The sequence below is a fragment of the Luteimonas granuli genome (genome assembly GCF_007795095.1).
GTDB lineage: Bacteria > Pseudomonadota > Gammaproteobacteria > Xanthomonadales > Xanthomonadaceae > Luteimonas > Luteimonas granuli.
In genome coordinates this window covers 1353997-1368177 of record NZ_CP042218.1, presented here as the reverse complement: position 1 = coordinate 1368177, position 14181 = coordinate 1353997, and the positions used below count along the sequence as shown (strand labels likewise).

Here is a 14181-nt window from a genome sequence, read left to right as displayed (position 1 = left end):
ACAGCCGGTCGCTGTAATGGCCGGCCACGGATCTCCCGTGTCCGCAGGTGCAGGCATGACCGCGCACGCATCCCCCGTCGCGAGGCCCGCGGCGGCGTTCCCCGGCTTCGGCATGGCCTACCAGCCGATCGTGCGCCTGTACGACCATCGCGTGATCGCGCACGAGGCGCTGATGCGCCCCGAGGACGGCAGCTCGCCGCTGGTGTTGCTCGAGCATGTGCGCGGCGAGGGCCGCCTGGCCGTGCTGGAGCTCGAGGCCATGCGCCGCGCCGCGGCCGGCTACGATTTCGCGGCCGGCGGGCTGCTGCTGGTGAACATCAGTGCACGCGCGATCACGGACGGCTGCGCGCATCCCCGCGAGGTGCTGGACGCGCTGAAGGTCGGCGAGCGCGACCTGCGCAGCTATGTCATCGAGATCACCGAGCGCGACATCGTCGATGATTGCGGCCGGCTGGCGGATGCGATCGGCTACCTCCGCGCCGCGGGCGTGCGCGTGGCGCTGGACGACTTCGGCAACGGCCACTCCAACTTCGAGCTCTGGCACGAACTGTCGCCGGAATTCGTCAAGATCGACCGCTTCCTGGTCCAGGGCCTGGCCGACAGCCCCGGCCGGCTCACCATCCTCAAGGCGCTGGTGCAGGTGGCCGAGGGCTTCGGCACCGAGCTGATCGCCGAAGGGCTCGAGCGGATCGAGGACCTGCGCGTGCTGCGCGACCTTGGCATCCCCTACGTGCAGGGCTATCTGCTGGGCCGGCCCTCGGCCGATATCTCGCGCGAGGTCCCGGAGTCGGTGCGCGCCGAAGCCGGACAGAGGATCCAGGTGTGGCCGCGCGCGCACCGGCCATCGGCGTTCCGCCGCGTGCTGGCGGGACACATGCTGATCGAGGCGCCGAGCATCCGCGACACCGCCACCAACCAGGACGCCGAACTGCTGTTCCGGCAGAACCCGGAGCTGAGCGCGATCCCGGTGGTGGACCGCCATCAGGTGCCGGTGGGGCTGATCAACCGCCGCGTCTTCAACGAGCAGATGGCGCAGCCCTTCGCGCGCGAACTGCTGGGCCGGAAGCCCTGCACGGTGCACATGAACAGCTCGCCGGTGGTGAGCGACGTGCAGCAGAGCCTGGACGAGATGTCGCAGATCCTTCTCGGCGAGGACCAGCGCTACCTGCACGACGGCTTCATCATCACCGAGGACGGGCGCTATCGCGGCGTCGGCACGGGCGAGGCCCTGGTGCGCCGCGTGACCGAGCTGCGCATCGACGCCGCGCGCTACGCCAATCCGCTGACCCAGCTTCCGGGCAACATCCCGATCACCGAGCACATCGGCCGGCTGCTGGAGACCGGCCAGGGCTTCATCGCCTGCTATGGCGATCTCAACCACTTCAAGCCCTACAACGACCAGTACGGCTACTTCCTCGGCGACCGCATGATCCAGCTGGTCGCAAGCACCCTGCTGCGCCACGTGGACCCGCGCTGGGACTTCGTCGGCCACGTCGGCGGCGACGACTTCGTGATGCTGATGCAGAGCGATGACTGGCGCGTGCGCTGCGAGCGGGCGGTGGCCGAGTTCAACGCGGCGGCGCTGGGCCTGTTCGACGCCGGGGACCGCGAGCGCGGCGTGCTCGAGGGTGAGGACCGCAGCGGCCGCTACGCGACCTTCCCGCTGACCACGCTGACCATCGGCGTGGTCCGGGTCGAGCCGGGCGAGCGTGGCAGCGCCGAGGAGATCGCCTCCCGTGCCGCTCGCGCCAAGCGCGAAGCCAAGCGCTGCGGGCAGCCGATCCACGTGCTGGAGCGCTGAGTCCCGCCCAGGGGGGCGCAGGGCGCGGTGGCTGATCGCGGCGCGTGCGGCTATACTACCCCCCACTATCAGCCGGACCGCCTCCGTGCCCCATTCCCCCGAGGAAAAGAAGAAGGTCCTCGCCCGCATCCGCCGCATCCGCGGCCAGTGCGAGGGGCTGGAGCGCGCGCTGGACGCCGGCGCGGACTGTGCGCCGGTGCTGCAGCAGATCGCGGCCATCCGCGGCGCGGTCAACGGGCTGATGAGCGAGGTGCTGGAGTCGCACCTGCGCGAGCAGTTCGGGCAGGCCGCGCACTGCGATGACGATCGCGCCGCGCGCGTCGCCGAAATGACCGGCCTGATCCGTTCCTATCTGAAGTAACCGTTCGCAGGAGCCACACCATGAAGACCCGCGCCGCCGTCGCCTTCGAAGCCGGCAAGCCGCTGCAGATCGTCGAGCTCGACCTCGAGGGCCCGAAGAAGGGCGAGGTGCTGGTGAAGATCACCCACACCGCGCTCTGCCACACCGACGCCTTCACCCTGTCGGGCGAGGACCCGGAGGGCGTGTTTCCCGCGGTGCTGGGCCATGAGGGCGCCGGCATCGTGGTGGAAGTGGGCGAGGGCGTGACCAGCGTCAAGCCCGGCGACCACGTGATTCCGCTCTACACCGCCGAGTGCGGCGAGTGCCTGTTCTGCAAATCGGGCAAGACCAACCTGTGCGTGGCCGTGCGCGCCACCCAGGGCAAGGGCGTGATGCCCGACGGCACCACCCGCTTCAGCTACAACGGGCAGCCGGTGTACCACTACATGGGTTGCTCCACCTTCAGCGAATACACCGTCGTGGCCGAGGTCTCGCTGGCGAAGGTGAACCCGGAGGCCAATCCGGAGCACACCTGCCTGCTCGGCTGCGGCGTCACCACCGGCATCGGTGCGGTGCACAACACGGCGAAGGTGCAGGAAGGCGACTCGGTGGCGGTGTTCGGCCTCGGCGCGATCGGCCTGGCGGTGATCCAGGGCGCGAAGCAGGCGAAGGCGGGCCGCATCATCGCCATCGACACCAACCCGTCGAAGTTCGAGCTTGCGCGCGAGATGGGCGCGACCGACTGCGTGGACCCGAAGGACCACGACACGCCGATCCAGCAGGTGATCGTGGAGATGACCGGCTGGGGCGTGGACCACAGCTTCGAGTGCATCGGCAACGTCGAAGTGATGCGCGCCGCGCTGGAATGCGCGCACCGCGGCTGGGGACAGAGCGTGATCATCGGCGTGGCCGGCGCCGGCCAGGAGATCAGCACCCGTCCGTTCCAGCTGGTGACCGGCCGCAAGTGGATGGGCACCGCGTTCGGTGGCGTGAAGGGCCGCACCGAGCTGCCGGGCATGGTCGAGGACGCGATGGCCGGCCGGATCCGGCTCGAGCCCTTCGTGACCCACACCCTGCCGCTGGAGCGGATCAACGAAGCCTTCGACCTGATGCACGAGGGCAAGTCGATCCGCACGGTGATCCGTTACTGACCAAGCTACGCCCCGGCCCGATCTGGCCGGCACCTGTAGGAGCGGCTACAGCCGCGATGGCGGCTCGCCGCCAGAACGGTTCGCGGCTATAGCCGCTCCTACAGCTTTTTATCCTGGAGGTGGTTTGTGGAACGGATTGAACATCGCGCGTCGTTCGGTGGCTGGCAGGACGTGTACCGCCACCGCTCGGAGGTGCTCGGCTGCGACATGACCGTGGGCGTGTACCTTCCGCCGCAGGCGGCCGACGGTCCCTGCCCGGTGCTGTACTGGCTCAGCGGCCTGACCTGCACCGAGCAGAACTTCATCACCAAGGCCGGCGCCCAGCGCTACGCGGCCGAGCACGGGATCATCATCGTCGCGCCGGACACCAGCCCGCGCGGCAACGACGTCGCCGACGCCGAGGGCTACGACCTCGGCAAGGGCGCCGGCTTCTACGTCAACGCGACGCAGGAGCCGTGGGCGGCGCACTACCGCATGTACGACTACATCGTCGACGAGCTTCCGGCCTGGGTCGAGGCCGACCCCGCCGCCAGCGACCGCCGCGCGATCAGCGGGCATTCGATGGGCGGCCACGGCGCGCTGACCATCGCCCTGCGCAATCCCGGGCGCTACCGCAGCGTGTCGGCGTTCTCGCCGATCGTGGCGCCCTCGCAGGTGCCCTGGGGCGAGAAGGCGCTGTCGGCCTACCTCGGCGACGACCGCGAGGCCTGGAAGCAGCATGACGCGGTCGAACTGGTGAAGTCCGCGAAGGAGCGGCTGCCGCTCCTCGTGGACCAGGGCGAGGCCGACGAATTCCTCGAGAGCCAGCTCCGCCCGCACCTGCTGCAGGCCGCCTGCGAGGCCGCCGGCCATCCGCTGGAGCTGCGTATGCAGCCCGGCTACGACCACAGCTACTACTTCATCGCCAGCTTCATCGGCGAGCACATCGCGCACCACGCGGCGGCGCTGAAGGGCTGAGCGACTGCCACGGATCAACGCTCGGCCAGGCGGAAGTCCGTGTAGACGAAGCGTTCATCCCGCATCACCGTCCCGTGCCGGCGAAGCATCAGCGGCCATGTGAACATCGGCCCGGCGGAAACGCAGGTGTGGAACTCGCCGTTCTCGCCGCAGGGGTCCACGTCCGCGGGCAGGTCGGCGAGGAAGGCGGCGTCGAACGTGCGGCCGGCGAATCCGGCGTCGAGCTGCTGCGTGTCCACGCAGCACACGGCGGCCTCGAGCCCGCCGGCGACCATGTCGCGCGCGATCGCGGCGGTGTCGGCGCCGAACAGCGGGAACAGCGCGCGCCATCCAAGGCGCGCGCACAGCGCTTCGCGCCAGGCGCGGATGTCGGCCAGCAGCAGGTCCCCGAAGGCGATGGCATCGATCCCCGGCCAGCGCGCACGGGCCTCGTCCAGCGCGGCCGCGAAGGCGGCCTCGTAGCGGGCGTTGTCGCAGCCCTCCGGGATCCGCGATCCGATCAGCGGCAGCCCCGCCGCGGCGGCCTGCGCGCGCACCACGTCGACGCGGATGCCCTGCATCGACACCCGCTCCCGGCCTTCGGTGATCGTGGTCAGCAGGCCGACCACGTCGACCTCGCCGTGCCGGCGCAGGACGTGCAGCGCCCAGGCCGCATCCTTGCCGCCGCTCCACGCCAGCAGCGCGCGCGGCCGCGTGCCGCCGCCTCCGTCAGCCGGCACGGACGTCGCGCAGCTCCCACGCGCTGCCGGCGAGCAGGCGCATGCGGTGCTTGAACACGTCGCCGGGCAGGGTGGTGGTGGCCACCAGTTCCACCCGCCGCTCGCGCTGCACGCCTTCGACGCGGGCCGAGGGGTCGGTGGCGGCCAGCTTCGGGTCGACCTCGTCGGGCTCGTCCTGCGCGCCGCGCCAGCGCTCGAACAGCCGTCCGGTGCGCAGGGCCTCCTGCAGTTCCAGCGCCAGCGCTTCGGCGCCCTGCGCGGTGAAAGCGTACTCGCCGGCGGCGCGGGCAGAGGCCGGGTCGGGGATGGCGAGGAAGTAGCGTGTGGCCATGGAGGCGTCCGTTGCGTGGCGTTGGCGGAAGCTTAATACCAGCGCGTTAACCGCTCGTTGCACGGGATCATTCGAACGCGTGTTCCTCCGCGGCGAAACCCACCACCACCGCGCCCCGGCCGACGTTGACCATGCCGGTGGTGCTCATCACGCTCTCGAACACCTCGATGTTGCGGTCGGCGCAGGCGTCGCGCAGGCGCTCATGGCCGGGCAGGGCGCGCATTTCGTCGAGGTGGCCGCCATAGCAGAGGGTGACGGTCGGGGTCAGCAGGCCGGCCTGCACGCGCCGCGTCGCGAAGTCGAACATCGTCTCGACCGCGGGCTCGAAGCCCTTGATCCTGGCCACCGGGCCGGTCTCGCCGCGGAAGCCGCGCAGCACCGGCTTGATGTCCAGCGCCGTGCCCAGCGCGGCGCTCAGCAGGCTGATGCTGCGGTCGCCCTTGGCGCGCGCGCGGTTGCGGATGTAGTACAGGTCGCGCGGCACCAGGTAGCCGTAGGTGTGCCGGGCGAGCTCCTCCAGGCGCGTGCGGATGTTCAGCGGCTGCTCGCCGGCGGCCCGCATCCGCGCGGCCTCGACCGGCAGGATGCCCTGGGCGCAGAACAGGTTCCGGGTGTCGATCACGCGCAGCGCGAACGGCGTGCTGTTGCCGGCGGCCGCGCGCGGCTGCTTGTAGTCGTTGAGGATCATGTAGCTCGCCTTCTCCGCGTTGGCGAAGATCGGGCTGCGCGATCCGGTGATGGTCATGCAGAAGACGTAGTCGTAGTCGACCACCAGACGTTCGAGGAACAGGTCGCGGATCTGCTCGGGCGTGAACGGGATGGTCTCGGCGCTGGCGCCGCGCTCGGCGATGTGGGACTCGAGGAAGGCGAGCGTCTGCGCCTCGTCCCGGTGGTCGACCTGGACCGCGTCGCCGACGCGGACGGTGATCGGCAGGATGTCGACCTGTTCGCGCTCGAAGAACCCGGCCGGCAGGTCACAGGCGGAATCGACGACGAGACCGATGCGCATGGAATCTCCTTGGCAGGGCGGGCCGGCAGGCCCCGATCCTCGCACGGAGATGCGGTATCGGTCACATTCCGGGAGTGGAGGAGCGCCGGTTCCGGTCCGGAAGGGCGATCAGGATCCGGCGCGAACGGCCGTCAGGATTGTCGTGCGGCCGCGTCCCTGCGCGCGGCCTCGGCGGCCTCCGCCCGTTCGCGGCTGCGGATGAACAGGGGCACGCCGATGCCGATGCCGACCATGATCAGTGTGCCGGCGATCAGCAGCCAGCCCACGGGACGGGCAAGGAGTTCGACCAGGACAGGATGCATTGCAGTTCTCCCCAGGGGACCGGGGAGGATCATTGGCCGGAACCGGAGCCGGGGTATTGACCCCGGTCAATCGCCGCCGCGGACCGTGCCGCGGCGGCGGAAGGAGCCGCCGTCAGCGGCCGCCGGCGGCCGGCCAGGCGCGCGGCAGCTCGCCGCGGGCGGCGTCGGGCTCGGCGCGCAGGTAGCGGTCGCGCAGTTCGGTCTGGCGCGAACGCATGTCCACCGCGCGGCCGTCGAACCACACCCGGTGGGCCAGGCTGGCGACGTCGAGCGGGTCGCCGTCCCACAGCACCAGGTCGGCGCGCAGCCCCGGCGCGATGGCGCCGATCTCGCCGTCGACGCCGAACACGCGTGCCGGCACCCGGGTCAGGCCCGCCAGCGCGTCCTCCCAGGACAGGCCGTGGGCCACGGCGTTGCCGGCCAGCTGGCGCAGCTTGCGCGCATTGTGCGAGGAGTCGCCGGCCTGGGTGAAGCCGACCTCCACGCCTGCCGCGCGCAGCAATGCGGCGTTGCGCAGGCTGGCGTGGATGCGGTCGAAGTCGCCGGGCAGGTTGTCGAGCGGGTCCACGAACACCGGTACCTTGGCCGCGGCGAGCTCGCCGGCGACGCGCCAGGCTTCGCTGCCGCCGCGCACCGCCACACGCACGCCCTGCTTCTTCGACCAGCGCAGGAGCTGGCGGATGTCGGCGGCGCGCTCCACGGCCACCACCAGCGGGCGATCGCCGCCGAGATGGCGCTGCAGGGTGGCGCGGCCGGCCGGCGTCAGCAGGGCCACGCGCGCGTCGGCGGCGATGCGCCCGCGGGCCTCGTCCACCAGCTGGTCGAGCAGCATCCACTGCGCCGCCCGCGAGCCGCCGCTCAGATTGGCGGCGCGGCTGCCAAGGTCGACGAACAGCAGCTTCGGCCCGGCCGGCTGGTCGCCGCCGTCCAGACGCATCACCGCGCCCTGGCCGCCGACGATCGAGCCGCCGGCGCCGGTGCCGGCCGACAGCAGGGTGAAGCCGATGCCCTCCACCCGCGCCACCGGCAGCAGCAGCGAGTCGGGGTTCCAGGCCAGGGTGACGTCGAACTCCGGGCGCACGGTCATCTCGTGCGCGTTGGCGCCGAGCGCCAGGGTGCCGTCGGTGGTCGCGCTTTCGCCCGAGACCTCTTCGATGCCGATGCCGGTGATCCCGCCGAACAGCGCCGGCGTGACCGGGCGGCCTTCGGCATCGACCACCGTCGCGCCGCCGGCGTCCAAGCCGCTGTCGACGGCCGCGATGCGGCCGTTGCGCACCAGCACGTCGGCGCCCTGCAGGGTGCCGCGCTCGGTGGCGGTGTGCACGGTGGCGTTGCGGATCAGCAGGTCCTGGGCCTGCGCGCCCGCGGCGGCCAGCAGCAGCGCGGCCAGCGCGATTCCACGGCGGTTCATCGGGCACCTCCGGCGGCCGGGCCGCGGCCGAGCATGAAGTCCGAACGCGGCTGCAAGGCCGGATCGTTGCGGTCGTACACGGCGGCGCCGTCGATCCACACCTTCTCCGCCAGCGCGTACGAGCTGAAGGGATTGCCGTTCCAGAGCACCACGTCGGCCATCTTGCCGGCCTCGAGCGAACCGGTCTGGTCGGCGATGCCCATGGCCTTCGCCGGGTTGAGGCTGAGCCAGGTCATGGCGCGCTCCGGCGCGATGTCGATGCCGGCGCGGCGCGCGTTGGCCATCACCTTGGCCGTCTCCTGGTTCAGGCGCTGGATGCCCTCGCTGGAGTCGGAGTGCACGATCGCGCAGCCACCCGGGGCGCGGTCGACGATCGCCACGTTTTCCTGGATGCCGTCGAAGGCTTCCATCTTGAAGCCCCACCAGTCGGCCCAGAGCGCGCCGCAGACGCCATCGCGGCCGAGGCGGTCGGCGATCTTGTAGGCCTCCACGCCGTGGTGGAAAGCCGCGACCTTGAAGCCAAACTCCTGGGCCAGGTCGAGCATGGTGATCATCTCGTCGGCGCGATAGCAGTGGATGTGGACGAGGATGTCGCCGTCCATCGCGGCGGCCAGCGTCTCCAGCTTCAGGTCGCGCTTGCCCGCCTTGTCGCCATTGCCCTTGGCGCGCTTGTCGCGGTAGTCGGCGGCGTCGATGAAGGCGCTGCGGTAGCCGGCCACGTTGCCCATGCGCGTGGCCGGGCCGCCCTTCTGGCCGTAGACGCGCTTCGGGTTCTCGCCGCAGGCCATCTTCAGGCCGTGCGGTGCGCCGGGGAACTTCATCGCCTGGTAGCTGGTGGCGGTGACGTTCTTCAGCGTCACGCCGCGGCCGCCGACCAGGTTGGCCGAGCCGGGCAGGATCTGCAGGGTGGTGACGCCGCCGGCCAGCGCGGCATGGAAGCCGGGGTCCTGCGGCCACACCGAATGCTCGGCCCAGACCGCGGCGGTGACCGGCGAGGTCATCTCGTTGCCGTCGCTGTGCGACCGGGTGCCGGGGCTCGGGTAGACGCCCAGGTGCGAGTGGATGTCGACGATGCCCGGCGTGACCCACTTGCCGCGGCCGTCCACGCGGATCGCGTCGGCGGGCGCTTCGAGCCCGCGGCCCACCGCCACGATGCGACCCTCGCGCATCAGCACGTCGGCGCCGTCCAGGCGCGCGCCGGCGCCGTCGAGCACGGTCGCGCCGCTGATCAGCACCGGCGCACTGGCGATGCGCTGGTAGGTGCCGGGATAGGCGTCGCCTGGCGAGCCGGATGCAGTGCCGGCGGACGGCGTGGCGGCGCGGTCGCCCGCCGTGCCGGTGGTCGCGCAGCCCGAGGCCAGCGCGATCGCGAGCGCCGCGGCGAGCGCGGCGGGTGTCTTCAGTCTCATGAGTTGCTCCCCGGGGTCCATCGTCCACCCTATCCGTGGCGGCGGGCCGGCGGCAATGTGCGGAAGGTTGGGGGCCCCCGTGCCAGAATCCCGGAAACGAGGAGGACCGATGAAGGAAAAGGAACAGATCGTCGAGAACTGGCTGCCGCGCTACACCGGCGTCCCGCTCGACGGGTTCGGCGAGCACATCCTGCTGACCAACTTCGGCGGATACCTCGGCCATTTCGCGCGCCTCACCGGCGCGCAGGTCGTTGGCGCCGACCGTCCCATGCCCAGCGCCACCGCCGACGGCATCACCATGATCAACTTCGGCATGGGCAGCCCCAACGCGGCCACGCTCATGGACCTGCTCTCGGCGATCTGCCCGAAGGCGGTGCTGTTCCTGGGCAAGTGCGGCGGGCTGAAGAAGAAGAACCAGCTCGGCGACCTGATCCTGCCCATCGCCGCCATCCGCGGCGAGGGCACCAGCGACGACTACCTGCCGCCGCAGGTCCCGGCGCTGCCGGCCTTCGCCCTGCAGCGCGCGGTCTCGACCTCGATCCGCGACGCCGGCCTCGACTACTGGACGGGCACGGTCTACACCACCAACCGCCGGGTCTGGGAGCACGACGCCGCGTTCAAGGAGCGGCTGCGCAGCATGCGCTGCATGGCCATCGACATGGAAACCGCCACCGTCTTCGCCGCCGGCTTCGCCAACCGCATCCCCAGCGGCGCGCTGCTGCTCGTGAGCGACCAGCCGATGATCCCCGAGGGTGTGAAGACGGAAGCGTCGGACGCCCAGGTGAGCACGCGCTTCGTCGAAGGCCACATCCAGGTGGGCATCGAGGCGCTGCGCCTGATCCGCCGCCACGGCAAGTCCGTGCGCCACCTGAGGTTCGACGAATGAAGGCCGCCGATGCGCTGCCCCTGCCCACCGCGGGCGAGGTGGTCGGCTTCTGGCGCGCGGCCGGCTACGCCCGCTGGTTCGGCGGCGGCGCCGCCTTCGACGACGAGGTCCGCGGCTTCCTGGAGGCCGCGCACTTCGCCGCCGCCCGCCGCGGGCTGGAGTCCTGGATGGACGAGGCCGAAGGCGCCCTGGCCCTGCTGATCCTGCTCGACCAGGTCCCGCGCAACCTCTTCCGCGACAGCGCCCACGCCTATGCGACCGATCCGCTGGCCCTGCACTACGCCCGGCGCATGCTGGAGGCCGGTCTCGACCAGGAGGTCGAGCCGGCGCTGCGCATGTTCTGCTACCTGCCCTTCGAGCACTCCGAGGACCTGCTGGACCAGGAACAGGCCGTCGCCCTGATGCGCGAGCTCGGCGGCGACGCCCTCGACTACGCGATCCAGCACCACGAAGTCATCGAACGCTTCGGCCGTTTCCCCCATCGCAACCGCGCCCTGGGCCGCGTCAGCACCGCCGATGAACAGGCCTGGCTCGACGCAGGCGGCGGGTTCTAGCCCCGCACGCGTCCCCTCCGATGTAGGAGCAGCTACAGCTGCGACCCGTTCTTGCCGAGAAGCGGTCGCAGCTGTAGCTGCTCCTACAGGAGAGTTCCGGCGGGGGCCGGCCTCAGTACCGCGGAATGCTCCCGTCCACGTGTTCCGCCCAGGCGTCGATGCCGCCTTCCACGTTGTAGACCGCGCGGAAGCCGAGCTGGCGGAAATGTTCCGCCGCCTGCGCGCTGCGGTCGCCGTGATGGCAGAGGAAGGCCAGCGGTGTGTCCTTCGGCAGGCCTTCGATGGCGCCCGGACCGGCGTCGAGCGTCGAATGCGGCACCGGCACTTCGGCCTGCGCACGCTCCTCGGCCGGACGCACGTCGACCAGGCGCACCTCGCCCTTCGCACAGCGGGCCTGCGCATCCACCGGCGCCAGCGCGCGCACCGCCGGCGGGGCGTTCGGGTTTTCCACGACAAGGCCCTTGCCGCGGGAATCGTCCGCCCAGTCGATCACCAGGTTGTCGGCGCGCCGCGCCGCGGACACGTCCACCTGCACCGCGATGCCGCCGCAGTCGACGGTGAGCGCGCTCGGATCGCGCGTGGCCAGCGCAAGGCGGGTGCGGAAGCGCGGGTCGATGTCGACCTTCACCACCAGGTCGCCGCCGGCGTCGTCCAGCGCCTTGCGCAGCACCGGCACGGCCGCGGGCGTGACCGTGATGGCCGGCGGCGTGCGGTCCGGCGGCGGCAGCCCGAGCGCCGCGTGCAGCTCGCCGGAGCCGGCCATCTGCTCGATGATGTCGCTGCCGCCCACGAGTTCGCCGCCGATGTACAGCTGCGGGATGGTCGGCCAGTTGCCGTAGGCCTTGATGCCCTCGCGGATCTCGCCGTCGGCGAGCACGTTGACGTGCGCATAGGGCACCTCGAGCGACGACAGCGCGGCCACCGCCTTGGCCGAGAAACCGCACTGCGGCGCCCGCGGGTCGCCCTTCATGAACAGCACGACGCGGTTGGCCTGGAGCAGTTCGTCGATGCGCTGGCGGAGTTCGGGCGTGAGGGACATGGCGGGCACCGCGGTGTTGTGTGGGGCCGCCTAGGGTACTCCCCCGCGCCCTGCGACGGCCTTGACTGGCATCATTCGCGGGCCATGCCGCAGTCATCCCCGCTCCACGCCATCCCGCGCCATCCCCATGCCTGGGCCTGGGCCGCGCTGGCCCTGCATGCCGCCGTCGCCGCGGCGTGGTGGTGGCTGGGCTGGCCTTGGGGCCTGGCGCTGCTGCTGGCCGTGCACCTGGGCTTCGTGTGGGGCACCCTGCGCCCGGACTCGCGGCTGTTCGGGCCGGTGGCGACGCGTTTTCCGGCGGCGCACCCGGAGGTCTGGCTCACGATCGACGACGGCCCGTCCGACGACACCGCGGCCATCCTCGACCTGCTCGATGCCCACGGCGCCAGGGCCACCTTCTTCCTGGTCGGCGCGCGCGCTCGGGCGCGGCCGGAGCTTACGCGGGAGATCGCCGCGCGTGGCCACGGCATCGGCAACCACAGCCAGACCCATCCCCAGGCGCGCTTCTGGGCGCTGGGGCCGGGCGCGATGCGCCGCGAGATCCTCGACTGCCAGCGCACGTTGGCCGACATCACCGGCACTCCGCCGCGCTGGTTCCGCCCCGTCGTCGGCCACGCCAATCCCTTCGTGCACGCGCCGCTGCGCGAGGCCGGACTGGCGCGGCTGGGCTGGAGCGCGCGCGGCTACGACGCCGTCGAATCCGATCCCGCGCGCGTCACCGCACGCATCGCCCGCGACCTCGCCCCGGGCGCCATCGTCCTGCTCCACGAAGGCGCGCCGCACGGCCGCAGCGTGGAGATCGTCGCGGCGGCGCTGGCCGACGTGCGGCGCGCGGGTTTCCGGGCGGTGCTTCCGGAGGGGTGAGGGCTCCAGCGTGATCAGTCGCGTGCAGCGACGATCAGCCAGTTGTTGAAGGGTGTGTTGCCGTACAGCGGCCGGAACTCCACGGCGAGACCTGCGGCACCGAGGCGCGATTCGAGCTCGTCGCGCGTCGGATAGCGCTTGGGGACCTCCTGCATCCAGCCGGCGAAGTGCGCCAGCCGGTCCGTGATGCGGGTGGTGCGGCCACGGCGCGTGTCGTCGCCCAGGCCGCTGCGGATCACCAGCTTCGCGCCGGGCACCAGCATCGACGCGGTGTCGTCGAGCAGGATGCCCTGCGCCTGCGCGTCCAGGTACTGCAGCACGTCTAGGATGGCCACGCTGCCGCGGTGCGGCGGCCAGCCCTGCGCCAGGTCCATGACGTCGAACCGTGCGCCGTCGGCGAGTCCCGCGCGCGCGGCGATCCCACGCCCGCGGCGGATCTTGTCGGCGTCGATGTCCACGCCGTGCCAGGGCATCGACTGCCCGTCCAGGCGCAGTGCGTGCAGCAGCAGGCCCAGTCCGCAGCCGAGGTCGAGCACCGGCGCCGTGGTCCCGCGCAGCGCCTCCAGCACGCCGGGATACAGCGGATCGGTGCGCAGCTTGGTCAGCGTGTAGTAGTAGTCGTAGCGGTTGCCGTAGAAGCGTCGCGGCAGGAAGGCGCGGGCGATCGCGCGCGCCTCGTCGGGCGGGAAGGGCGCTTCGGCGGAGCGGGCGGTCATGGCGTGGGCGTCGTCCGTGGCGGCTGCAGCAGGCGGCGCGCGACCGGCAGGGCCAGGCGCGTCCATTCGGCATACAGGGTGGAGGAAGGGTGCAGGCCGTCTCCGGCCAACATCGCGGGCTCGGCCCCGCGCGCGCGGCTCACCGGCGCGATGTCGACGAAGGCGACGCCGCGCGCCTCGCAGGCGGCGCGCGCCGCGGCGTTGAAGGCATCGAGCTCGCGTGCGATGGCGTCCGTGTCGCGGCCGGAAGCGGCGCCGAACGGAGTCACGCCCCAGTCGGGGATAGACAGCACCAGCACCCGGTCGGCGCGGCCGCCGGTGAAGCCGATGGCGCGCGCGAGCAGGTCCGCGAACCCGCGGACGTACTCATCGACGCTGCGTCCGCGGTACTGGTTGTTGACGCCGATCAGCAGGCTGGCGAAGTCGAACGGCCCCTGCGGATCCGCGGCGTCGATGGCCGCGTCGAGCTCGTCGGTGGTCCAGCCGGTGGCGGCGATGGTCAGCGGGTCGCCGAGGTCGACGCCTTCGGCGCGCAGGGCGCGGGCGAGCTGGTGCGGCCAGCGGCCGGAGTCCGGGACGCCTTCGCCGATGGTGTAGGAGTCGCCGAGAGCGAGATAGGACAGGGGCATGGGTCCGGCGATCCTGGGACGTGGGGTCGCAGCTGCAGCTGCTCCTGCGGGGCGGGGCGCGAT

The 14181-nt window shown here is 71.7% G+C and carries 16 protein-coding genes; 7 read left to right on the top strand and 9 right to left on the bottom strand.

Going from position 1 to position 14181, the window contains the following annotated elements; genetic code table 11:
* Positions 1–55 precede the first annotated feature (55 nt).
* The 4 genes from FPZ22_RS06240 (at position 56) to fghA (ending at position 4249) form a co-directional block, all read left to right on the top strand.
* The gene (locus FPZ22_RS06240) at positions 56–1801 is read left to right on the top strand and encodes a GGDEF domain-containing protein (protein WP_144891392.1); all 1746 of its coding nucleotides are present in this window, start codon (positions 56–58) and stop codon (positions 1799–1801) included.
* 85 nt (positions 1802–1886) lie between these two features.
* Positions 1887–2162 carry a formaldehyde-responsive transcriptional repressor FrmR gene (gene frmR / locus FPZ22_RS06235; protein ID WP_144891390.1) on the top strand — a complete coding sequence of 92 codons (276 nt, stop codon included), beginning with the start codon at positions 1887–1889 and terminating at the stop codon, positions 2160–2162.
* Between the two features lie 20 nt (positions 2163–2182).
* The gene (locus FPZ22_RS06230) at positions 2183–3292 is read left to right on the top strand and encodes an S-(hydroxymethyl)glutathione dehydrogenase/class III alcohol dehydrogenase (protein ID WP_144891388.1); all 1110 of its coding nucleotides are present in this window, start codon (positions 2183–2185) and stop codon (positions 3290–3292) included.
* Positions 3293–3418: 126 nt separating this feature from the next.
* A complete protein-coding gene (gene fghA, locus FPZ22_RS06225) occupies positions 3419–4249 on the top strand; it encodes an S-formylglutathione hydrolase (protein WP_144891386.1) in 831 nt (276 codons plus the stop codon).
* 14 nt (positions 4250–4263) lie between these two features.
* Here the strand turns inward: fghA and FPZ22_RS06220 are convergent, their stop codons facing one another.
* From FPZ22_RS06220 to FPZ22_RS06200, 6 genes are all read right to left on the bottom strand, one after another.
* Positions 4264–4968: an adenine nucleotide alpha hydrolase gene (locus tag FPZ22_RS06220; protein ID WP_144891383.1), complete on the bottom strand. Its 705-nt coding sequence runs from the start codon at positions 4966–4968 to the stop codon at positions 4264–4266.
* Positions 4958–5299: a hypothetical protein gene (locus FPZ22_RS06215; RefSeq protein WP_144891381.1), complete on the bottom strand. Its 342-nt coding sequence runs from the start codon at positions 5297–5299 to the stop codon at positions 4958–4960. The genes FPZ22_RS06220 and FPZ22_RS06215 overlap by 11 nt, the downstream gene beginning before the upstream one ends.
* Positions 5300–5366: 67 nt before the next feature.
* Positions 5367–6308: a DegV family protein gene (locus FPZ22_RS06210; RefSeq protein WP_144891379.1), complete on the bottom strand. Its 942-nt coding sequence runs from the start codon at positions 6306–6308 to the stop codon at positions 5367–5369.
* 131 nt (positions 6309–6439) lie between these two features.
* Entirely contained in the window at positions 6440–6610 is a 171-nt protein-coding gene (locus tag FPZ22_RS13605) for a hypothetical protein (RefSeq protein ID WP_168198953.1), read from the bottom strand.
* 112 nt (positions 6611–6722) lie between these two features.
* Complete coding sequence (locus tag FPZ22_RS06205; protein ID WP_144891377.1) at positions 6723–8021, bottom strand: amidohydrolase family protein; 1299 nt, start codon at positions 8019–8021, stop codon at positions 6723–6725.
* Positions 8018–9430 carry an amidohydrolase gene (locus FPZ22_RS06200; RefSeq protein WP_168198952.1) on the bottom strand — a complete coding sequence of 471 codons (1413 nt, stop codon included), beginning with the start codon at positions 9428–9430 and terminating at the stop codon, positions 8018–8020. The genes FPZ22_RS06205 and FPZ22_RS06200 overlap by 4 nt, the downstream gene beginning before the upstream one ends.
* Positions 9431–9539: 109 nt before the next feature.
* On the opposite strand from FPZ22_RS06200, the gene FPZ22_RS06195 reads away from it, so the two are divergent.
* On the top strand, positions 9540–10316 hold the full coding sequence (locus FPZ22_RS06195; protein WP_144891373.1) for an AMP nucleosidase: 777 nt from the start codon (positions 9540–9542) through the stop codon (positions 10314–10316).
* Positions 10313–10870 (top strand): DUF924 family protein, encoded by a 558-nt coding sequence (locus FPZ22_RS06190; protein ID WP_144891371.1) that lies wholly within the window; start codon positions 10313–10315, stop codon positions 10868–10870. Before FPZ22_RS06195 ends, FPZ22_RS06190 begins: the two co-directional genes overlap by 4 nt.
* A 112-nt stretch (positions 10871–10982) precedes the next feature.
* On the opposite strand, the gene grxD is transcribed toward FPZ22_RS06190, so the two are convergent.
* Positions 10983–11909 carry a Grx4 family monothiol glutaredoxin gene (gene grxD / locus FPZ22_RS06185; RefSeq protein ID WP_144891369.1) on the bottom strand — a complete coding sequence of 309 codons (927 nt, stop codon included), beginning with the start codon at positions 11907–11909 and terminating at the stop codon, positions 10983–10985.
* An 84-nt stretch (positions 11910–11993) separates the two neighbouring features.
* Between grxD and FPZ22_RS06180 the strand changes: the two genes are divergently transcribed.
* Positions 11994–12773: a polysaccharide deacetylase family protein gene (locus FPZ22_RS06180; RefSeq protein WP_144891367.1), complete on the top strand. Its 780-nt coding sequence runs from the start codon at positions 11994–11996 to the stop codon at positions 12771–12773.
* 14 nt (positions 12774–12787) lie between these two features.
* Here FPZ22_RS06180 and FPZ22_RS06175 read toward each other — a convergent pair whose 3' ends face one another.
* Positions 12788–13489, bottom strand: a complete 702-nt coding sequence (locus FPZ22_RS06175; protein ID WP_144891365.1) for a methyltransferase domain-containing protein — start codon at positions 13487–13489, stop codon at positions 12788–12790.
* Positions 13486–14118 carry an SGNH/GDSL hydrolase family protein gene (locus FPZ22_RS06170; protein ID WP_144891363.1) on the bottom strand — a complete coding sequence of 211 codons (633 nt, stop codon included), beginning with the start codon at positions 14116–14118 and terminating at the stop codon, positions 13486–13488. Before FPZ22_RS06170 ends, FPZ22_RS06175 begins: the two co-directional genes overlap by 4 nt.
* Positions 14119–14181: the final 63 nt, after the last annotated feature.

Coding starts and splice junctions, on each gene's coding strand:
- FPZ22_RS06230 (WP_144891388.1), top strand. CDS start 2,183: ATGAAGACCCGCGCCGCCGTCGCCTTCGAAGCCGGCAAGCCGCTGCAG.
- FPZ22_RS06190 (WP_144891371.1), top strand. CDS start 10,313: ATGAAGGCCGCCGATGCGCTGCCCCTGCCCACCGCGGGCGAGGTGGTC.
- FPZ22_RS06170 (WP_144891363.1), bottom strand. CDS start 14,118: ATGCCCCTGTCCTATCTCGCTCTCGGCGACTCCTACACCATCGGCGAA.
- FPZ22_RS06240 (WP_144891392.1), top strand. CDS start 56: ATGACCGCGCACGCATCCCCCGTCGCGAGGCCCGCGGCGGCGTTCCCC.
- FPZ22_RS13605 (WP_168198953.1), bottom strand. CDS start 6,610: ATGCATCCTGTCCTGGTCGAACTCCTTGCCCGTCCCGTGGGCTGGCTG.
- FPZ22_RS06180 (WP_144891367.1), top strand. CDS start 11,994: ATGCCGCAGTCATCCCCGCTCCACGCCATCCCGCGCCATCCCCATGCC.
- FPZ22_RS06200 (WP_168198952.1), bottom strand. CDS start 9,430: ATGAGACTGAAGACACCCGCCGCGCTCGCCGCGGCGCTCGCGATCGCG.
- FPZ22_RS06210 (WP_144891379.1), bottom strand. CDS start 6,308: ATGCGCATCGGTCTCGTCGTCGATTCCGCCTGTGACCTGCCGGCCGGG.
- grxD (WP_144891369.1), bottom strand. CDS start 11,909: ATGTCCCTCACGCCCGAACTCCGCCAGCGCATCGACGAACTGCTCCAG.
- FPZ22_RS06215 (WP_144891381.1), bottom strand. CDS start 5,299: ATGGCCACACGCTACTTCCTCGCCATCCCCGACCCGGCCTCTGCCCGC.
- FPZ22_RS06205 (WP_144891377.1), bottom strand. CDS start 8,021: ATGAACCGCCGTGGAATCGCGCTGGCCGCGCTGCTGCTGGCCGCCGCG.
- FPZ22_RS06175 (WP_144891365.1), bottom strand. CDS start 13,489: ATGACCGCCCGCTCCGCCGAAGCGCCCTTCCCGCCCGACGAGGCGCGC.
- FPZ22_RS06195 (WP_144891373.1), top strand. CDS start 9,540: ATGAAGGAAAAGGAACAGATCGTCGAGAACTGGCTGCCGCGCTACACC.